Consider the following 18,917-nt stretch of genomic DNA (forward strand, 5'->3'; position numbering starts at 1 on the left):
ATTGGTCCGGCACCTCTTTTTCGATGACTGTTCAAGGTGGCGTCAGTGTCGTTGCACGAGCTTGACAGCCGGCAGGTCAATGAGGCGGACTTCCGCGCGGTCATGGGTTCGGTCTGTGGTCCAGTGGCGGTCGTGACCGCGATGGAGGGCGACGCAGCGCGGGGGACGACGGTGAGCGCGTTCTGCTCGCTGTCGCTGCGCCCGCCGCTGGTGATGGTCGCCCTGGATCTATCGTCGCGTCTGCTCGCCCACATCCGGCGGTCACAGCGCTGCGGGGTGAACATTTTGGGCAGTCACCAGGTCGACCTCGCGCGGGCGTTCGCGACGAAGGCTGATGAGAAGTTCGCTGGGGTGGCCTGGCGCTCGGCTCAGGGGGTGCCGCGGCTGGATGGGGCTGCGGGCTGGCTTGCCTGCGATCTGGACGCGCTGGTGCCGTGTGGTGACCACGCCATCGTCGTCGGCGCGGTGACCGACGCTCATTCCGCTGATGCGGAGCCGCTGGCATATGTCCGGCAGAGCTTCGGCGTGCTCGCACCTCCGGCCTGAATCGCGGCGCGCGTCGCCTCTACCAGACGAGAAGAAGAGGATCTGTATTTGGATTCTGTCCCGCCCCCTATTTCTCAGCACTCGCCCATCGCGCAAGGCTCCCTCGCAAAAGACATCACGACCACCTCGAAGGAACGTCATGCAGCTCCCTGAATCGGCACGCGAACTAATTCTCAGCGGCGCGATCGCCCACATGGTCACGATCAACCCCGACGGCGGGCCGCAGGTCAGCAACATCTGGGTTGACGTAGACGGCGACGACCTGATCTCCGGCCATTTCGGCGAATACCGGAAGATCACGAACATTCGGCGCGACTCCCGGGTTGCGTACTCCTTCACGGCGCCGGAGCCGATGCCGAATGGGATGCACCCCAACCTCGTCCTCTACGGCACCGCCGAAATCCTCGAAGGTGGTGCTCCCGAGCTCGTCTCCCGACTCGCGCTGCGCTACGTGGCCCCGGACTTCGACTACCCGGTGCCAGAAGGCCGGCCAGCGGGGTTCACGATCCGCGCGACGATTCGCCGGATCGCCGGTGTAGGGCCCTGGGTCGGCTGACCGCCGTCTGGAGGAGCGCTATGCCTAATGATGGCCCTGGCCGGTCGAGTATCGGCGACATCGCCCCGACACTCGCTGCCCTCACCGACGACATCCTATACGACCAGATCTGGGAACGGCCTGGCCTCGACAAGCGCGACCGCAGCCTGGTCACGGTCGGTGCACTCGTCGCGCTCTACCGAGGTGATGAACTCGACCTACACCTGCGCACAGCACTGCAGAACGGCGTGACTCTCGACGAGCTCGTCGAACTGATCACCCATCTCGCCTTCTATGCGGGATGGCCTAACTCAGTCACAGCACTGAACCGGCTCCGGGCGATTCTGCTCGAGCAGACGCCGTAGTGGAGCACGCTCGTCGGGACCTCGCCCAGGCAGGTCATAGACGAGCAACTCATGTCCGACGGATCGGGAAACCGCCCTACGAGCCGATCCGAGATAACCTTCGATTGGACAGCCAGATGAACATTCGCGGGATCGACCACATCGGAATCACCGTCCCAGATATCAAGCAAGCAACCGAGTTCTTCGTGAAGGCGTTCGACGCCATCTACATGTACGACATCATCGATGCCCCGATTGGGGGAGCCTGGATCGAGGAGGGCCTCGGAGTACCTGAGGGGACAACGATCCAGTCGATTCGAGTATTGCGACTCGGAAATGGTCCGAATATCGAACTTTTCGACTACTCGGCAACAGGGCAACAGGCAGCCGCCCTGCCCTGCGACCTGGGCTATCAGCATGTCGCGATCTTTGTAGACGACATCGCCGCCGCATCAGAGAAGCTGGAAGGGGCCGGTGCGCGGATCCTGGGGGGTGGGGCGCGTGATCTGCCGGGCGCCGAAGCGGGCGAGGGGTGTCAGTTCCTGTACGCCAAGGCGCCGTGGGGGAGCACCATTGAGCTCGTCACGTACTCCTCTGTGCAGGCTTACCACTCTGTAACCAGTTTCCGTAAGTGGACGCCGGAGCCCAGGTCAAAGTAGCGCGCAAGCTTCACAACGACCCGATCGCGGATGGCTCGCGTCGGTCGCCGATGGTTCTGTGCCGGTCGTAGTGGGTGCGGGCGCCGGGCAAGGCGGTCAACGCGGCAAAGGCCCAGACGTGCCCAGACGTAGCCGACCGCGGCCAGGCGTTGGTTCTTGACTCGGCGGTGCAGGGATCCAGTGGCGGAGGCCGGCTGTCAAAAACAGCAAGGAGGCGTCTGCATGGACTGCTGCAAGGTCCACAAGGCTTGCCTGGCTGTCGCGGGCCTCTGTCATCGTGATCGAGCCCGCTGCGGGCGACGGGACTGGCTCGCGGCGGGCTCTTGGTGCTTCGTGCCCGGAAGCGCACGCGATCCGCGGTGAGCTCGTCGGTGGTCGTGGCCCCGAGCAGTTGCATGGTGCGTCGGACGTCGTTGCGGAGGATTTCCCGGAGCCGGTCGACTCCCCTCTCCCCGGCCGCCATGAGCCCGTAGAGGTAGGCCCGGCCGATCAACGCTGCGGTGGCGCCGAGGCAGACCGCGGCGACGATGTCGGCGCCGGACATGACACCACCGTCGACGTAGACCTCTGCCCGTCCGTCGAGGGCCTTCACCACGGCGGGCAGCTGCTCGAGGGGGTGGGTGCCCGGTCGAGCTGTCGACCGCCGTGGTTGCTCAGAACGACGGCAACCGCGCCGGCGTTGACAACCGAAAGCGCGTCCTCAACGCTGGCCAGGCCTTTCACGATGAGCTTGCCCGGCCAGGTCTCACGCAGCCAACGAACGTCGCGCACAGTGGCGGACGGGTCGAGAGGCTGCCGAGCTCGGCCACGGTGCCGGCGAACGAGGACAACCCCGCGAACTCCAGCGGGGGTGTGGTCAGCATGTTGAACCACCACCAGGGGCCGGACCGCACCGTCGAGGAACGTGCGCAGGGTCAAGGTGGGCGGGATGGTCATGCCGTTGCGGACATCTCTGAGCCGAGCGCCGGGGACCGGGGTGTCGACGGTGAGCACGAGGGTGCCGAAGCCGGCGGCGCGGGCGCGGTTGATCAGCTCGTGCGTCCGGTCGCGGTCGCGCCATAGATACAGCTGGAACCAGTGGTCGGCACCCGGGGCCGTCGCTGCCAGATCCTCCGGCGAGGTGGTGCCCATGGTCGACAGCGCGTAGGGCAGGCGGGCACGTCGAGCCGCCCGCCCGACGGCGATCTCGCCCTCGTGGTGAAGCATGCGGGTGAACCCGGTCGGGCCGAGGACCAGAGGTGGTCTGGTCGAGGCGCCCAGCACGGTCGTGCTGATGTCGATCGCGCTGACATCGCGCAGCACGCTCGGCCGGAACTCGACCCTGTCAAACGCCTCGCGGGAGCGCCGCAACGACACCTCACGCTCGGCGCCCCCGTCCACGTAGTCGAACACGGCCCGTGGAGTGCGCCGGCGGGCGATCCGCCGCAGGTCCTCCACGGACGCGGCCGCCGCCGCGCGGCGCCGGCGCCCGTCAAGGAGCACCGGGCGTGGCTTGAGCAGTGGCGCGAACTCCGACCAATGCGGTACACGGCGCCGGACCGTGGACGTATCCGGCTGAGCGATGGCCGTCGGATGCAGCGCGACCGGCGAGAAGCCGCGGAGGGCTCGGAAGATCAAGGAACAGCGCAAAGAGCAGCTGCTGGATGCGCTTGAGCACTTGCTGGAAAAGAAACCCTTGCGCGACCTGGGCGTGGAGGAGATCGCAGAGGCGGCGGGTATCGCTCGCAGCCGCTTCTACTACAAGTCCAGACATGAGGCATTGGCAGCTCTGCTGCGCAGGATCGCGGATGAGGTACTCGACAGCTACGCCTTGCCCGACAGTTGGTTCTCGGCGGTGCCCGAAGGAAGGCCGCGCGTCGCTCAGTCTCACTTTCGAGCGCATGTCGGGAGTGTGGCGGAGGCATGGCGCGGCGGTTCGTGAGGGCTGCGACATGTGGAACGGCGTGCCCGAGGTTGCCGAGAAGTGGCAGGAGATCATGTCGGGACTGGTCGACGCGACGGCGGCGGCGATCGACCGTGAGCGCGATCGCGGTGCCGCGCCGGACGGACCCGCTGCGCGCCAGCTCGCGCAGACCCTGAACGACGTGGGAACGTCGGTGTGGATGCGCTCGATTTACCTCGCGGACGACCCCGCCCCGCGGTAGGCGTCTGTCGGTGAGCCGGCGCGAACGGTGTGGTGCTGCATCATCGATTCTCGAAGCTTGCCCAGGAGCGCCGGGCGTCGGGCAACGTTCGCCCTGGGGAGAAGCCCGGCGGCACACCTCGGTCAGCGTGGTGTGATTGCAAATTTCTCATCGTTCACTGCGACTGTCGCGGGAAAAGACCTACGGGGATGGATACCCCTCTGGAGCCGCAGGTCCGGTCCTTCGGGCGCCCGAAGCAACCTTTCCGAGGTCGTCACGACTTGCTCCGATCACGAAGATCTTCGGCAGGTGTTGGGTTGCCGCGGGGAGTGACGGTTTCGACAGCCGAGCGGGACACGGCTGGTCCGGTGGCGTTCTACGGTTGTTGTCCGACCGAGGACAATCAGGTTCCGTAACCGTTGTGAGCGTTCCCTGCGACGGTTACGGGCGTGGTGGTTGACCCTTCCACACGTGGTGTGAACCCCGGCTCGCGACGATCGCGTCATTGCCGTTGGACGCGTTGCCGGCGCACGGCATGCTGGGTGACGGACACATCGACCTGCGTGCGTTCGTCGCGCTCACCTAGTCCGCCGGCTACCGAAGCGACATCGAGGTGGAAACCTTAATGCAGACAGGTTGACAGTTAGCCCAGCGCGGTGTTCGAGACCATCCGCGGCGGCTATGCCGAGCGCGTCGTGTGAAGCTGTGCTGTTCGGGTGGCGACGCGGATGCCGAGGCGGGCCAGTGCGTCGGCTTCGGCCGCGTACGGTGTAAGGAGGTCTACCGAGGAAATGTCGAGGTCTCGGACAATGCCTGCGGCTATCGCCGTGTCGCGGTTCGCGATCGTGGCTGCGGGTCTGTGCCCCAGTACGGATGTGTTGACGGGACTGCGAAGGTAGATCAAGACGCCGTGACCGGCGGCGGCGATCGTGGCCAGCGCTTGATGGGTGCTGTCCGCGCAGTCGCAGCGGTGGGAGCCGAACACGTCACCGATCAGGCATTCGCGCTGTATTCGCACGGGTACGGACTCACCGGAGTGGTTGCCTAGAACGAAGGCGATGTGCTCCCGCTCGTCGAGGATGCTGTGGTAGCTGACTGCGGTGAAGTCGGCGTGCGCTAATCGGACATTCGTCCGGGCGGTGGGGGCGACCACGACTCCGTTGCAGAGGCGGTGGTCCCGCAGGTCTGCGACCGAGATGAGCGGGAACCCGCGGTGCTGCGCGAAACGGCGCAACTCGCTGCCCTGCGCCAGCTCCCGGGGGTCGTTCTCCGAGACCAGCTTGCAGAGTGCGGCAGAAGGCCGCCTGCCGGCAAGGACGGCGAGGTCGACCGCGGCCTCGGCGGCGCCCGGGCGTTGCAGCACTCCGCCGGCGGACGCGCGGAGCGGCACGACATGACCCGGGCGTGTGAATGAGCTCGGCTCGGCGTTTGGGTCGGCCAGTGTGCGCAGGGTGATCGCGCGATCCGTGGCCGAGATGCCGGTCGAAATTGCCTCGCGGGCGTCAACCGTGACCGTGTAGGCCGATCCGTGCGGGTCGTGGCTGCGTCTGATGGCGGGCAGCTCGAGGCGATCGGCGTCGGACTCGGTGATGGCGACGCAGAGGAAGCCCGAGCCGTACCGGACAGCGACCGCGACGAGCTGCGGAGTCGCGCACTCTGCGGCGAAAACGAGGTCACCGCCGTTCTCGTCGTGCTCGCTGTCGACGATCACGACCGGCATGCCCTGTGCGAACGCCGCGATCGCTTCCCGCACCGCGGGAGGTCCGATTTCTGCCTGGGCGGATACCGGCGGCCTGCGGCCGGTGGGTGCCTGAGTCACGGTGCGGCTCCCTTCGTCCGGCGACCGATGTTGTGAGCTGATTTCGCAGGCCGTACCCCGAGCTGGGTCTTGAGCACGGCAAGGACGGACGGGTCCTCGATCGTGGGCGGCGTATCGACGGTTTGTCCCTGAGCCACGTCGCGGATGGTGCGGCGCAGCACCTTTCCCGAGCGGGTTTTGGGCAATGCGGCAACCACGTGGACCTCACGAAGTGCCGCGACGGCGCCGAATCGCGCCCGGACCAGCCGAACAAGTTCGTCGGCCACGGCCGGGTCCTGATGGTCGGCGCCGTTCTTGAGCACGATGAACGCGTGCGGGACCTGCCCCTTCAGCGGATCGTCGAGTCCGACCACCGCACACTCCGCGACACTGTGGTGAGTGGCGAGGAGTCCTTCGAGGACACCCGTCGACAGGCGATGGCCTGCCACATTGATGACGTCGTCGGTGCGCCCGAGCACCTGCACGGTGCCGTCGTCGTCGATGTAGCCGCTGTCGCCCGTGTGGTAGTAGCCCGGGTAAGCCGTGAGGTACTCGGACGCGAAACGGTCCGGGTCGTTCCAGATCGCCGTGGTGACCCCGGGTGGTAACGGCAGCCGTAGGCAGATCGAGCCCTCCCCGCCGCGCGGCACGTCGCGGCCGTTCGCGTCGAGAACGACGACATTGAAGCCGGGTGTCGGCCTACCCCCGCTTGCTCGTGTCTCGCGGGATCCGGCCGTGATGGGCCATCCCGTTTCCGTCTGCCACCAGTTGTCCACCACCGGTACCCCGAGCACGTTCCGCGCCCAGGTGGCCGTCTCATCATCAAGGCGCTCACCGGCCACGAACAGCGCTTCAAGCGCGTCCAGCACCTGCTCGCGCACGTGTGCGCCGTCCTCGTCGGCTCGCCGGATCGCACGCAAGGCCGTGGGCGCGGTGAACAGACCTGTGACCCGGTGCCGGGCACAGATCCGCCAGAACGTTCCCGCGTCCGGTGTGCCGACCGGCTTTCCCTCGTAGAGCACGGTCGTCGCCCCGATCAGCAGCGGGGCATACACGATGTAGGAGTGGCCGACGACCCAGCCGATGTCCGAGGCGGCCCACCATACGTCGCCGGCTTCGATACCGAAGATGTGCCGCATCGACCATGCCAGGGCGACGGCGTGCCCGCCGTTGTCTCGGACGACTCCCTTGGGCCGTCCGGTCGTGCCGGACGTATAGAGAATGTAGAGGGGGTCGCCGCTGGCGACGTCGACACAGGCTAGCTTCGCCCCCGCGTGCGCTTCCATCTCGGCGTTCCAGTCGAGATCACGGCCGGGTTGAAGCTTGGCGGGCAACTGGGGTCGCTGCTTCACGACCACGGCGCAGATGTCGTTGTCAGCCATGGCGAGCGCCTCGTCGACGAGCTCCTTGTAGTTGATCACCCGCCCCGGCTCGAATCCGCAGGACGCCGTCAGAATGACCTTGGGCCCTGCGTCATCGAGGCGAGCGGCAAGCTCCGGCGCGGCGAATCCACCGAACACGACCGAATGGACGGCGCCGATCCGGGCACAAGCGAGCATGCCGATGACGGCCTCGGGAATCATCGGCATGTAGATCACGACGCGATCCCCGTGCCCTACCCCGAGATTGACCAGCATCGCGGCGCACACCTCGACGGCGCGCTGCAGAGCAGCGTAGGTGAAGCGTTCCTGCGCTCCCGTCATCGCGCTCTCCCAGACCAGGGCGACGCGATCTCCGTGACCCGCGATGACGTGGCGGTCGAGGGCATTGAAACAGGTGTTGAGACGTCCGTCGGCGAACCACTGCCACCGGCCGGACGATTCGGGTACGACCTGACTTGGCGCGCGGCTCCAGGCAATGAGCTTGCTCGCCTTGCTCCAGAACGCCGCGCTGTCCTCGAGGCTGCGGCGGTGTGTGTCTGCGAGTCCCATCTCCCACTCTCCGTTCGTCGGCTGCGCTCGGACGCCGCGCTCGGGGGTCACGCGTTCCTCGCACGGAATCGCTGCCGGATTTCGCCGATACCCGATGCCCATGTGACGAGTTCGTCGCCCGGGCGCAGGTACCGCGGCGGGTCATAGCCCATGCCGACGCCGGCTGGGGTGCCAGTGAACACGAGATCACCCGGCGCCAGTTCAACGATCCCTGACAGCGTTTCAAGGAGGGCTGGGATTCCACGAATCATGTTGGCCGACCGGTCTCGCTGCACGGGTTCTCCGTTGAGGACGCAACCCAGTTCGATGTCGTCGGGGTCGGGAAACTCGTCGGGAGTCACCAGGAACGGGCCCACCGGCGAGAAGTTCCGGAACGATTTTGCCATGCTGAACTGCGGTGGTGTCGCCGCGAACTGATGTGCCCGGTCGGAGAGGTCCTGCCCGAGGGTCAGCCCGGCAATGTGATCCCAGGCTTCCTCCGGCGGGATATCGCGTCCGGATTTGCCGATCACCACGACGAGCTCAGCCTCCCAGTCGACGCTGTCGGAGGGCAGTGTGACGGTGGTGTGGGCACCGCTGAGGCTGCTCGCAAATTTCGTGAAAATCACGGGCTCGGTGGCTGTGGTGAAACCCGTCTCGTCCCGGTGCCTGCCGTAGTTGAGGCCAATCGCGAAGATCTGGCGTGGGGCGGCGACCACCGGGCCGAGGTCGGCGTACTCGAAGGTTTTCTCGGCGTGGTCCCACGATGATGTGGGCTGGGTCGTTGTCCAGCGCTGGAACTCGTCCCACCGCCCGAGCAGTTCCGCGGTGTCCGCGGGGAACGCGCCCTCGGTGACATCGTGCACGTCAACGCCGGTCTGGTGGTCGAGCACGACCGATGCGCGGCCACGCACGTTCGCTAGGCGCATCGCTGCCCCTTGGCCAACTCATCGTGGGTTCCGAAGGTCTGACGGGCGTAGATCAGAGGGAGGCGGTCGCTGAACTGGGCGTGTGTGACGGTGGCGAGGACGACGACGTGGTCGCCGCCATCGACCAGCTCCGCGACGTCGCAGGCGAGCCACGCCGTGACCGGTCCGAGGTGGGGCAGTCGCTCCTGCATCCGCCAGTGCAAGCCGGAGAACTTGTCTCCGCCACTGCGTCCGAACCCTGCGGCAATGTCGCGTTGACCGCTGGACAGCACGTTCACCGACAGTCGGCGTGACCGGCGAACGTGGGCCAGAATGTTGGACTTTTTGCCGAGGGATACGGTGACCATGGGCGGGTTGAGTGAGAGCGAGCTGAACGCGCTGACGGTCGTGCCGTAGGGCGTGCCGTCCGGTGCGAGCGTCGTCACGATCGTGACGGGCGCACACACGCGCGCCATCGATTCCCGGAAGGTGTGCGCGTCGACTTGCGGCGCGAGTTCGGGGGGTGGAAGGGCGGTCGACATCGGGGGCCTTTCGGCGACGCGAGGATGGTGGGTCAGGCGTGCGGGGAGTAGGGCTTGCGCAGGCCCCCGTTTTCGAGTTTCGGCAGGACGTCAGCGTTGAATCGCTCCAGCCCGTCAACGAAGTCGACAAAGGACAGTGACACCCCGGCCACGCCGATATCCGACAGCCGTGCCAGCTCTTCGGCGATGTCGTCGGCGGTGCCTACGAGCGGGTATCCGCCGTAGCCGGCGCGAAGGTGCAGGTTGAACTCTTCCCACTGGTGCGGTTCCATGGCCGAGGAGTTGAGTCCGAGGTATTTGGCGGCGGCGTCGCCGGCGCTCATGTCCGCCTCGTCGACGAACACCTTCTGCAGGTACGCCTGCGCTTCTTCCTTGGTGTCGCGCTGAATCACGTAGGCGGTCGTCCACGTGTCGACCTCACGCCCGACCTCGGCCGCGTCGTTCGCACGAGCTTCGACCTGTGCTCGTGCCGCGTCGAGGTCGTACCCGGCGAGCAGGACGTAGCCCGCGTCGGCATATTTGGCGATGAACTCGCGTCCGGTCTTGGACCCCCCGGCGTTCATGATCGATGGCAGCGGAGACTGGACCGGCTTCGGTTGCGAATAGCCGCCCTCCACACGGAAGAATTCGCCAATAAAGTCGAACTCGGAATCCTCGGTCCAGAACTTGCGCACCAGTTCGAACCACTCGGTGGTGTACTGGTAGCGGCGGTCGTGCGGGAGGAATTCACTGCCCAGCATTTTGAACTCGGGCTCGAACCAGCCGTTGACGATGTTCAGGCAGACTCGACCCCCACTGATGTGGTCGACGGTGGCGACCATCTTGGCCGCGGCGGCAGGGTGGCTAGCCTGGACATGCGCGGTGGCAACCAGCGTGATGTGATCGGTGACCGACGCCAGGCCTGCGGCCCAGGTGTAGGTTTCGAAGTTGCGGCCATTGAAGCCGTTGTCGCCGATGGCCTTCCATCGTGCGACCGGAACGAGGGCTTCGAATCCGGCACGATCGGCGATCTCCGCAACTTGTTTGGTGTATTCCCACGTCAAGGACGGAACATCGGATGAGAGGGTCATTGCACAGCCGTGATCGCAGTTCGGGCCGAACAAACCCAGCTTGAGCTTATTGCCGGAGAAGAGGGCGTTGGTACCGCGACGGTCGCGGCGCTCATCGGCAGCTGCAGACGTGGACATGGTTGCTCCTTCATAGGGTCGACGGTGACGCAAGGAAGGTCGGAGTCACCCGCAGCCAATGCCACAGGTGCATGGTGATGTGCCTGACGGGCTACGCAGTGGTGCGGTGTTCGTGGCTGTGCTCAAGCTTGCGAACGAACGCGTCGGCATAGGCAGGGACGTCGAGCGGATACCGGGCACTGATGAAGTTGCCGTCCTCAACAACGAACGGCTTGTCGACCGACTCACCTCGCAGCAGCGCACCGTCCGGTTGCACGGCGCGCCGGACTTCGGTCTCGGTGTATTTCCAGTACGTGCGGTATCGGCGCCCCACGCGATACCAGGTGATCCGGAATGCCCACTTCTCCAGTGGAAGTGTCAGCGTGGTGAATCGCCGTCCGGAGATAATGCTGCGTCCGGTGACGGGGTCGATGCTGCGGGCGGGAATCAACGTTCCGTGACAGACAGCGCCAATCAGCTTGCCTGCCCGCGCGAAGTCGATGACGCGTCGTTGCAGGACACCGCTGTCGAGGTATTGTCGCATTCCCTGCGCGTGGCCACCCGAGAGGTGGATCGCGTCGAATTCATTCGCGTCGATGTCGCGGAAGGCGATTGGTTCGCGGAATTCTGGCGCCGCGGTCATCTCCCGATACGCCGCGACGGCTTCCGGCCCCGCCGGCAGAGGATTGAACCACCCGCTCTTGAGCAGACGCTGATCGCACTCGGCAACCCGACCCGTCTCGGTGGCGAACGTGACCTTGAACCCGGCGCGGGTGAATCGTTGCCACGACACGGCGGACTCGGTTGTGTCGAAGTCGTGGTCGGGGAGAGGGACGACCACACGGTATTCGGCGGACATAACGGCAGCTCCTTCGGCACCGTGCATGCATGAGCAGTACGAAGAGCATGAACATGCATCCAGTACTTGTCAACCTGCTCGTGTATTGGATGCGTGAATCGCCTGGTCTGGTCCTTGTGGATGCGGACGTACTTGACTTTGGTGTCGGCTGGATGCAGCCTCGTGGCATGGACCGTGACGCTCGTGCCCGCTACCGGCAGCTGCCCCGGTGGTCGGAGCTGGCTCCGTTGCTGCAGCCCAAGCCGCTGGTACTCAGCGGTGATCGCCGGCGAGCCAGGCGCGCCGCTACCGTGCGCGACTTTTCTGCCGCCGCGCAGCGCCGGGTTCCGCGTGCGGTTTACGACTACGTCGCTGGCGCTGCGGAGGACGAGAGGTCCATGTGGCGTGCCCGCGCGGTGCTCGAATCGGTGGAGTTCGTCCCACGGGTGCTGCGCGATGTGTCAGACGTGGATCCCACCGTGTCTCTGCTGGGGCGGGAAGCCTCAATCCCGGTGGTGTTCGCGCCTACCGGCTTCACGCGGATGATGCACCATGAGGGGGAGCGTGCCGTGGCGCGTGCGGCCGGTGCGGCCGGCATTCCGTATGCGCTCTCGACGATGGGCACGACCTCGATCGAGGCCGTTGCCGCGGAAATCCCCGCCTGCCGTCGATGGTTCCAGCTGTACCTGTGGAGCGACCGCGCGCGCAGCCGCGATCTCGTCCGCCGAGCACGAGACCATGGTTATGAAGCCTTGATTCTCACCGTCGACACCCCGGTCGCCGGATCCCGGCTGCGGGACGTCCGCAACGGAATGACCATCCCGCCGTCGCTGGGCCTGTCCACGATCGTCGACGGGGCCCGCCACCCTCATTGGTGGTTCAACCTGCTCACCACGCCGCCGCTGTCGTTCGCGTCGCTGTCCGGTTGGCGGGGGACGGTCGCGGACCTGGCGAACCAGCTGTTCGATCCTTCGGTCACGTTGGACGATCTTGCCTGGTTGCGGTCGGAATGGGATGGCAAGCTGATCGTGAAAGGGATCCAGTCGGTGGACGACGCTGAAGCCGCGGTCGCGGCCGGCGCGGACGCCGTCGTTGTGAGCAACCATGGCGGCCGTCAGCTCGATCGCTGCGCGACTCCGCTCGAGGCGCTCCCGTCGGTCGCCGAGGCGATCGGCGACCGCGCCGAGTTGCTCGTCGATGGTGGGTTCCTGTCCGGATCGGATGTCGTCGCCGCGCTGTGTCTCGGCGCCGACGCGATCCTTGTCGGCCGTGCCTACCTCTATGGGCTGATGGCGGCAGGCGAACCAGGCGTGCGCCGGGTCGCGGACCTGCTGGCGAAGGAGATCCGGGTCACAATGCAGCTGCTTGGCGCCGCGACCGTGAAGGACCTGACACCGGCGATGGTGCGACTACCGAGAATGTCCGAACGCCCCGGCCCGGTTTTGCCGATGTGAGAACATATCCGGCCGGACCGTCACACCAGGAGGCATTGTTCATGGCAGCGCAGCCATACGACAGCGGCACTGAACTCGGCGAGGGCGACTACACGAACGCTCCCGAGAACACCGGCGACAATCTCACGCAAGCCGCCTACTATCGGATCCGCGCGATGATCCTTGACGGCGAACTCGCGATCGGCGGTCAGGTCAGCGTGGTGGGCCTGGCGACTTTGTTCGGAATGAGCCGCAGCCCGGTCCGGTCCGCTGTCGAACGCCTCATCTCCGAACGACTGGTCCGCAAGACAGCCGGCGGCGCGGCCGTCGCCGCGCCCAGCCGGCACGATCTGCTGGACGCACTGATCGTTCGGGCGCCGCTCGAGGGACTGGCGGCACGGCTGGCTGCACCCCACGTTGACGACATCGCCTTGCAACGACTCACTGACATTCATGGCCGCTTCTCCGCCGCAGTCGACGCCGGAGACCCTGCCATGGCACGCCGCGCCGACTTGGAATTCCACCAGACCATTCAGAATCTCTCGGCCAACGCCTGTCTGGTCGATTCCCTCGAACGCGTCCAGACCCAGGTGATCCTCGCGGCGTACTCGACGGCGTGGAACTCCAGCAAACGCCCCGCAGCCCTCGAGCATGCCCGGATCCTGGATGCGCTCACCCAGCAAGACGCCGAGACCGCCGAACACGTCGCGGTCCGGCACATACAGAACCTGACCAGCCGCGTGCTTGACGAATGGAAACGCAGCGACGCCCTCTGAACGCCCCCAACAGCGGGGGCGGAAATGGAGTAACCGTGGCACCGATCGAGGGAATGAACCTCGGACAGTTCGGCATCTGGACGTTCGATTTCGAAGCACAACCTGCCAGCGTGGTGCGCGACTCCGTCCAAGAACTCGAACAACTCGGCTGGCGTGCGCTCTGGATACCGGAACTGCTCGGCCGGGAAGCCCTGACGCATGCGGGTTTCCTGTTGTCATGTACGAAGCGGATCGCGGTACTCAACGGTATTGCACAGATCTGGTCGCGCGAGGCACGCTGGACTCACGGAGCGGCGGTGCTGCTGTCTGACGCATACCCTGACCGTTACGTGCTGGGGCTGGGTGTTGGTGCCGGAAAACCCGGGGTGCCATCCGTATCAGCGATGCGCCAATACCTGGACTACCTCGATGCGGTCACCAGCATCAACCCCACTCCGGCGGCACCGGTGCGACGCCTGCTTGCTGCCTACGGACCGAAGATGGTCGAGCTGGCCCGCGACCGTGCCGCGGGTGCACACACCTACCACGTCACAGTCGGACACACCGCACAATCGCGGGAAATCCTGGGACCCAAGCCGTTCCTCGGTGTAGAACAAGCAGTCCTCTTCGAACGCGATCCCGAGACGGCACGGGCAATCGCCCGAGAACACTTGCATAGCTATTTCACCACCCCATATAACGTCGCCAAATTCCTACGCCTCGGCTACACCGAAGCCGATATCGACAGCGGCCGGGGCAGCGACCGGATCGTCGACGACCTCGTTGTGTGGGGCGACGTCGACATCATCGCGCAACGGCTGCACGAACACCTCGACGCCGGAGCCGACCACGTCGGTATCCAAGTGATCGGTAACGCGCCAGGCGCATCCGCGATGCCGCAATGGCGCCTTCTGACCGACGCTCTCTCCTCACAGCTTGTGCTGAGCACGCGAGCCAAGCCGCAATAGTCACCCACCTTGGAGATGCAACCCCAGTCTCCTTATCGGTCTCGCGATCTGCCGAGCCGACTGCCGCTCGGCTCAACACACCGCACGCCAGCCACCAGGGTTCCGCATCGACGAAGATCGCCGGTCGTTGTGATGCTTTGGCCTGCAGGCGTGACCATGCCCCACGGTCTTGGACGATCCGGCCCCGACACTGACTCGCCGCTGCCGCAGTCGACGAGGTCGCCGGCGCCGCCGAGGTCGAGCCCAGTCCAACTGAAGGCGAGACGACTCCGCCGCGGACAAAGCTATTTGATGCACCCGGGAATGATGCTGTCGGAAGTGAAAGCCCCGGTGGATGACACGCCTACAGAGCTCGAGACCCGAATCGATCAGGCGCGTGCCGAGCAGATCCGAGCCCAGTTGTGCGCGGCTCGGCGCCAGTGTTTCGGTGACGAGCCGCGGGTTCTGCACGAATCCGCAGCTGGTCTGCTGGAATCCGCAGCTGTGTCGCGAGGAACGTCACACCGCTAGTGACCTGCTCGCGGAGATTTCCGCGGGGACACCGGTACTGGACGGCAATCCGGGGGACTGGCCGGGCCTGACCTTCTACCGGCCGCACCGCAGTGGGAAGAGGTGCAGTCGCTGTCGCTGTGCATCATCGCGCAAGGCCGAAAATGCGTGGTCACCGACGGGCAGAAGCACTGCTACGACCCCTTCGACTACCTCGTGCTCAGCGGGGCGCCAGCACTTCACCGCGGAGATCGTGGAAGCCTCGCCCGCCAGGCCGTTCCTGTCGCTGGTGCTCCAGATCGACCCGGATCTCGTCCGGCGGGTCTCGGCCGACGTCGTCGACCGGCGGGTGCTCGCCCCGATCTATCCCGCCGAAATGGTGTACCGGGTCCTGCAGGCCGAGCAGTTCTCCCGCCTGCTGGACCTCGCCGCCACCGAAGTGGCGCGCAACCCGGTGAGCGAGGTGATTTCGCACGTACGGGACAACATGTCCGAACTGCTCACCGTGAGCGATCTCGCGGAACGGGTCTCGATGAGTCCCTCGGCGTTCTCGCATCTCTTCCGCGAGGTCACCGGAAAATCGCCCTATCAGTTCGTCAAGGAAATGCGCCTGAATCGTGCTAGAGAGCTGCACGTCGAAGGCGATCTGACCGTCACGCAGGTTTCCCGAGCAGTCGGTTACGGCAGTACGTCACATTTCATCAACGAGTTCCGCTCGCGGTTCGGTGCGACCCCGAGAGCGTATTCCTATCGTCGTTCGATGCGGGAGGAACTGAGCAGCTGACCGCATGCGGGAACCAGGCGCGGCCGGTGAGGGCGGGGCCCTCACCGGCCGTCGTTCATCGGGCCTGCCCTGCCGGCTGCAGCGCGTTCACCAGCTCTTCGGCCAGCGGCGCCGACGAGGCCGGGTTCTGTCCGGTGTGGAGGGTGCCGTCCACCACGACGTGTGGTTCCCACGGGCCGCTGCTCTTCTCGAACCGGCCACCGGCGCAAGCTAGGCGGTCCTCCAACAGCCACGGCGCCCGGTCGGCGAAACCGACCTGGCTCTCTTCGACGTCGGAGAAACCGGTCACCCGCCGCCCGGCGAAGAGCCACTTGCCGTCCGGGCCCGTCGCTGGCAGCAGTGCGGCCGGGCCGTGGCACACGGCCGCCACCGGCTTGCCTGCGGCGTCGAAGGCCGCGACGAGGCCACCGAACTCCGCCGACGCCGCGAGATCCTCCATCGGTGTGGGCTTGCAGTGTGCGCGGCCTAATAGTCTTGAGGTTTCAAGATATTTCTTGTCACTCATCGGGTCATGCCGAGGATTCGTCAGCGCAAGTGCTCGGGGTGGGCACGGCGCTGCCGTTAGGCGTCGTAGTCGATGCCACAACCAAACGATGCGCGAGAGCTTGCACGGCGGCGGCGAGTTCGGGCGGGTGCTCGATAATGAACGGCCGATCCATGACAGCTAGTCGGCCGGCGACCCATTCGAGGCGTTCCACACGGAGAAAAACCCTGACCCAAACTTCTTCTGCCCGGAAGTCTGGCAACGGGGTCACCGAAGCGAACACTCGAGGAATGTGATTCCACACGCGTTCAGCGTCGGCTTGCACCAGAACCGACACCTCTACTCGACTTGGGTCCGGGGGGAGCGGTCCCAGAACCGGCCGAAACGGCTCTCTCTGTGATGAAGAGGAGAAAACGCCGTCAAGCTGCCGTATACCGGAAATCCTGTCCAACCGAAAGGTTCGCGTCACCTGCTTGGCAACATCCAAACCCGACAGATAAAGCAAGCCTCGGTGAGCTACAACGCCGTAAGGGTGCACTTCGCGCCGTTCTTGTGGGCCGAAGCGGGGGGTGTAGTCGAATGAAACTGGGCGCCGATCACGCGCGGCTTCGGACAGGTCGAACAACCCGCGTCCGCGACCGCTGTCCCCTTCGTTGGCGACTGGCCGAACACTCTCCCGCGCGCTCGTGAAGTCAACGACGGCGAGAACGGCTTCGATGCGACGTCCCAGCAACGCTGGCACAACGCGACGCACTTTGGCTGCAGCGTTCTGGATCGCCGTCTCCGACACCGGTCCTGAACCCGAGCGGTCCGCGACGAGCAACGCCCAAATGACGGCCAACGCCTCCTCGTCCGTCAGCATGAGAGGTGGCATACGGTAGCCGGGAGCCAACCGATAGCCACCGTACCGACCGCGGACCGAGTCGACAGGGATGTCAAGGTCGCGTAGGTGCTCCACGTAGCGACGCACGGTTCGGCTGTCGACCCCGAGCTGCTCGGCAAGCTCAGCGATTGTCTTCATGCCGCCCGACTGCAGGATCTCGAGCAGCGTCAGTACGCGAGCTGTCGACTGCACCGCATCTCCAAATGTTGACGAAATAGTGGACAGGATTCGACCCCTATCCAGGCTAGCGTTGTCGCCATGTCCAAATCCAACTCTGTCCAACTCGCGTCCGTCCGCCTCATCACCGACGACCTGCCGCGCCTTGTCCGCTTCTACGAGATGATCACCGGCGTCACAGCCCAGTACCTGACGGAAGATTTCGTCGAGGTCGTCACGCCGTCCGCCACGTTCGCGCTGAGTACTCCGGAACGGGTCGCCTTCATAAAGGAAAACACGCCGCGTGCGGGCGCTAACAACACCGCCATCTTCGAGTTCCTCGTGGAGGACGTGGAGGTGCTCTTCTCGAAGCTGTTGGACGAGTACGGCGACGACCTCCATGTCGTGCAGAGTCCCGTCACGATGCCTTGGGGGAACCGCTCAGTCCTCATCAGGGACCCGGAAGGTTCCCTCATCAACCTGTACACGCCGGTGACCCCGGGCGGCATCGAACTGCAGCAGAACCGCACCCCGAAGATGCTTCCGGAATCGAGTTGACGACCCAGGTCCACCCGGCGGAGGGCTGAGGCCAGCCACGGCGCGACTTAACCTCTAGCGACCGGCAGACTGCGCTTGGCCCGTTGTGTCGTGGACGAGGGGTGGCCGCTACGGCGTGCGGCTGAGCGGTTCCAGGTTTCAGTCTCGACCGCGAAACGGCGGGCCGATCGCTACCGCGAGCAGGGTGAAGCGGGCATGGTCGACCGATCCAGCCGTCCGCACCGCAGTCCCGGTCGCACGCCCACGCGCACCGGACGCCGGATCATCAAGGTCCGCGTGCTGCGGCGGTGGGGACCGGCTCGGATCGCCTTGTTCCGGCACCTGGTGCCCTCCACCGAAATCCTGCCCGATGAGAAGAAGGAAGCTGTGGTCGCGTTCTGGCAGTGCGCTCAGATCTTCTTTGCTGCCAACGGAATCATCGTCCAACGGGTGCTTACCGACAACGGATCATGCTACAGGTCCCGCCTCTGGGCCTACGCCAAGCCCTACCGATCCGAAACCGAACGACGCCAGGCACTACCGCAGTGGCTCCACACCTACAACCACCACCGTGGCCACACCGCACTCGACGACCACCACCCGCCCACCGCGTCCCCAACGCCGGTCTCCGTCGAGATGCGCCTGGAACGTGCTCGCGCACTTGTGCTCAGCCGAGGGCTCATCGTCGTCGCGCAAAACGGCGCGAGTGTTGGGCGATGGTTGCGGCGCTGCACGGCCGCGGAACGTAGTGGCTGCCCCGAGTCGGCGCCAGGCGCCGCGCGAGAGCCGGGCGCACCGTCCCCGTTCACGCACCGGTCGGTGGACTCGCCACCCGACCGCGGGTAAGGCGCACCGAATCCGCTCAACCGACCACCCAGGACCCTGCCCGTCCCACCCGCCGCCAATTCGGCTGTAGCAAAATGTTGACAATCTTGTTAGCGTTATCGAGTGAAGTGTTGCAGCCGTGGGTGCGGCGACCGCCGTAATGCTGCCCTCAAGGAAGAGGACCGTCGACTGTGAGCTACCCGCACACCTCTCGCGCCGTCGTGGTCCCAGACC

General features: G+C 65.6%; 19 protein-coding genes and 3 pseudogenes. 13 read left to right on the forward strand and 9 right to left on the reverse strand.

Going from position 1 to position 18,917, the window contains the following annotated elements; all coding sequences use genetic code 11:
* Positions 1-45 precede the first annotated feature (45 nt).
* The 4 genes from GKO32_RS06885 (at position 46) to GKO32_RS06900 (ending at position 2,084) form a co-directional block, all read left to right on the forward strand.
* Positions 46-546, forward strand: coding sequence for a flavin reductase family protein (locus tag GKO32_RS06885; RefSeq protein WP_208024294.1), 501 nt, complete (start codon positions 46-48; stop codon positions 544-546).
* A 139-nt stretch (positions 547-685) separates the two neighbouring features.
* Positions 686-1,102, forward strand: coding sequence for a PPOX class F420-dependent oxidoreductase (locus GKO32_RS06890; protein ID WP_154755950.1), 417 nt, complete (start codon positions 686-688; stop codon positions 1,100-1,102).
* 20 nt (positions 1,103-1,122) lie between these two features.
* Positions 1,123-1,446, forward strand: a complete 324-nt coding sequence (locus tag GKO32_RS06895) for a carboxymuconolactone decarboxylase family protein (RefSeq protein ID WP_154755951.1) — start codon at positions 1,123-1,125, stop codon at positions 1,444-1,446.
* 104 nt (positions 1,447-1,550) lie between these two features.
* A complete protein-coding gene (locus GKO32_RS06900) occupies positions 1,551-2,084 on the forward strand; it encodes a VOC family protein (protein ID WP_208024295.1) in 534 nt (177 codons plus the stop codon).
* Positions 2,085-2,094: 10 nt separating this feature from the next.
* Here GKO32_RS06900 and GKO32_RS40440 read toward each other — a convergent pair.
* Positions 2,095-3,566 (reverse strand): annotated as a pseudogene (locus GKO32_RS40440) (alpha-hydroxy acid oxidase).
* A 79-nt stretch (positions 3,567-3,645) separates the two neighbouring features.
* Here GKO32_RS40440 and GKO32_RS06910 point away from each other — a divergent pair.
* Positions 3,646-4,005 carry a TetR/AcrR family transcriptional regulator gene (locus GKO32_RS06910; protein WP_154755952.1) on the forward strand — a complete coding sequence of 120 codons (360 nt, stop codon included), beginning with the start codon at positions 3,646-3,648 and terminating at the stop codon, positions 4,003-4,005.
* A 22-nt stretch (positions 4,006-4,027) separates the two neighbouring features.
* Positions 4,028-4,228 carry a hypothetical protein gene (locus GKO32_RS06915; RefSeq protein WP_154755953.1) on the forward strand — a complete coding sequence of 67 codons (201 nt, stop codon included), beginning with the start codon at positions 4,028-4,030 and terminating at the stop codon, positions 4,226-4,228.
* A 658-nt stretch (positions 4,229-4,886) separates the two neighbouring features.
* Here GKO32_RS06915 and GKO32_RS40085 read toward each other — a convergent pair.
* Genes GKO32_RS40085 through GKO32_RS06945 form a run of 6 tightly spaced genes read right to left on the reverse strand, consistent with a single transcriptional unit; the run spans position 4,887 to position 11,390 of the window.
* A complete protein-coding gene (locus GKO32_RS40085) occupies positions 4,887-6,026 on the reverse strand; it encodes a 3,4-dihydroxy-2-butanone-4-phosphate synthase (RefSeq protein ID WP_154755954.1) in 1,140 nt (379 codons plus the stop codon).
* The gene (locus GKO32_RS06925) at positions 6,023-7,936 is read right to left on the reverse strand and encodes an AMP-binding protein (RefSeq protein ID WP_154755955.1); all 1,914 of its coding nucleotides are present in this window, start codon (positions 7,934-7,936) and stop codon (positions 6,023-6,025) included. The genes GKO32_RS40085 and GKO32_RS06925 overlap by 4 nt, the downstream gene beginning before the upstream one ends.
* 47 nt (positions 7,937-7,983) lie before the next feature.
* Positions 7,984-8,844 carry a fumarylacetoacetate hydrolase family protein gene (locus GKO32_RS06930; protein ID WP_154755956.1) on the reverse strand — a complete coding sequence of 287 codons (861 nt, stop codon included), beginning with the start codon at positions 8,842-8,844 and terminating at the stop codon, positions 7,984-7,986.
* Entirely contained in the window at positions 8,835-9,365 is a 531-nt protein-coding gene (locus tag GKO32_RS06935) for a flavin reductase family protein (protein ID WP_154755957.1), read from the reverse strand. Before GKO32_RS06935 ends, GKO32_RS06930 begins: the two co-directional genes overlap by 10 nt.
* 32 nt (positions 9,366-9,397) lie before the next feature.
* On the reverse strand, positions 9,398-10,585 hold the full coding sequence (locus GKO32_RS06940) for an LLM class flavin-dependent oxidoreductase (RefSeq protein WP_246243263.1): 1,188 nt from the start codon (positions 10,583-10,585) through the stop codon (positions 9,398-9,400).
* Between the two features lie 58 nt (positions 10,586-10,643).
* Positions 10,644-11,390 (reverse strand): type 1 glutamine amidotransferase domain-containing protein, encoded by a 747-nt coding sequence (locus tag GKO32_RS06945; protein ID WP_166459414.1) that lies wholly within the window; start codon positions 11,388-11,390, stop codon positions 10,644-10,646.
* A 167-nt stretch (positions 11,391-11,557) separates the two neighbouring features.
* Here GKO32_RS06945 and GKO32_RS06950 point away from each other — a divergent pair, with 167 nt between their 5' ends.
* The 5 genes and pseudogenes from GKO32_RS06950 to GKO32_RS40445 all read left to right on the forward strand — a co-directional run bounded on the left by GKO32_RS06950 (position 11,558) and on the right by GKO32_RS40445 (position 15,798).
* Positions 11,558-12,823, forward strand: a complete 1,266-nt coding sequence (locus GKO32_RS06950) for an alpha-hydroxy acid oxidase (protein ID WP_154756048.1) — start codon at positions 11,558-11,560, stop codon at positions 12,821-12,823.
* A 41-nt stretch (positions 12,824-12,864) separates the two neighbouring features.
* Complete coding sequence (locus GKO32_RS06955; protein ID WP_154755959.1) at positions 12,865-13,578, forward strand: GntR family transcriptional regulator; 714 nt, start codon at positions 12,865-12,867, stop codon at positions 13,576-13,578.
* A gap of 53 nt (positions 13,579-13,631) precedes the next feature.
* Positions 13,632-14,525 carry a TIGR03620 family F420-dependent LLM class oxidoreductase gene (locus tag GKO32_RS06960; protein ID WP_154756049.1) on the forward strand — a complete coding sequence of 298 codons (894 nt, stop codon included), beginning with the start codon at positions 13,632-13,634 and terminating at the stop codon, positions 14,523-14,525.
* Positions 14,526-15,137: 612 nt separating this feature from the next.
* Positions 15,138-15,185 (forward strand): annotated as a pseudogene (locus GKO32_RS40090) (hypothetical protein); the annotation flags it as partial.
* Between the two features lie 82 nt (positions 15,186-15,267).
* A complete protein-coding gene (locus tag GKO32_RS40445) occupies positions 15,268-15,798 on the forward strand; it encodes a helix-turn-helix domain-containing protein (RefSeq protein ID WP_376765932.1) in 531 nt (176 codons plus the stop codon).
* 55 nt (positions 15,799-15,853) lie between these two features.
* Here GKO32_RS40445 and GKO32_RS06970 read toward each other — a convergent pair whose 3' ends face one another.
* Positions 15,854-16,237: a type 1 glutamine amidotransferase domain-containing protein gene (locus GKO32_RS06970; protein WP_246243264.1), complete on the reverse strand. Its 384-nt coding sequence runs from the start codon at positions 16,235-16,237 to the stop codon at positions 15,854-15,856.
* 70 nt (positions 16,238-16,307) lie between these two features.
* Positions 16,308-17,357 (reverse strand): helix-turn-helix transcriptional regulator, encoded by a 1,050-nt coding sequence (locus tag GKO32_RS06975; protein WP_312867610.1) that lies wholly within the window; start codon positions 17,355-17,357, stop codon positions 16,308-16,310.
* A 66-nt stretch (positions 17,358-17,423) separates the two neighbouring features.
* Between GKO32_RS06975 and GKO32_RS38785 the strand changes: the two genes are divergently transcribed.
* Positions 17,424-17,879, forward strand: coding sequence for a VOC family protein (locus tag GKO32_RS38785; RefSeq protein WP_154755961.1), 456 nt, complete (start codon positions 17,424-17,426; stop codon positions 17,877-17,879).
* A gap of 69 nt (positions 17,880-17,948) precedes the next feature.
* Positions 17,949-18,478: pseudogene (locus tag GKO32_RS06985) on the forward strand (helix-turn-helix domain-containing protein); the annotation flags it as partial.
* Positions 18,479-18,917 lie beyond the last annotated feature (439 nt).

This window comes from Amycolatopsis pithecellobii (genome assembly GCF_009707865.1).
Taxonomy (GTDB): Bacteria; Actinomycetota; Actinomycetes; order Mycobacteriales; family Pseudonocardiaceae; genus Amycolatopsis_E; species Amycolatopsis_E pithecellobii.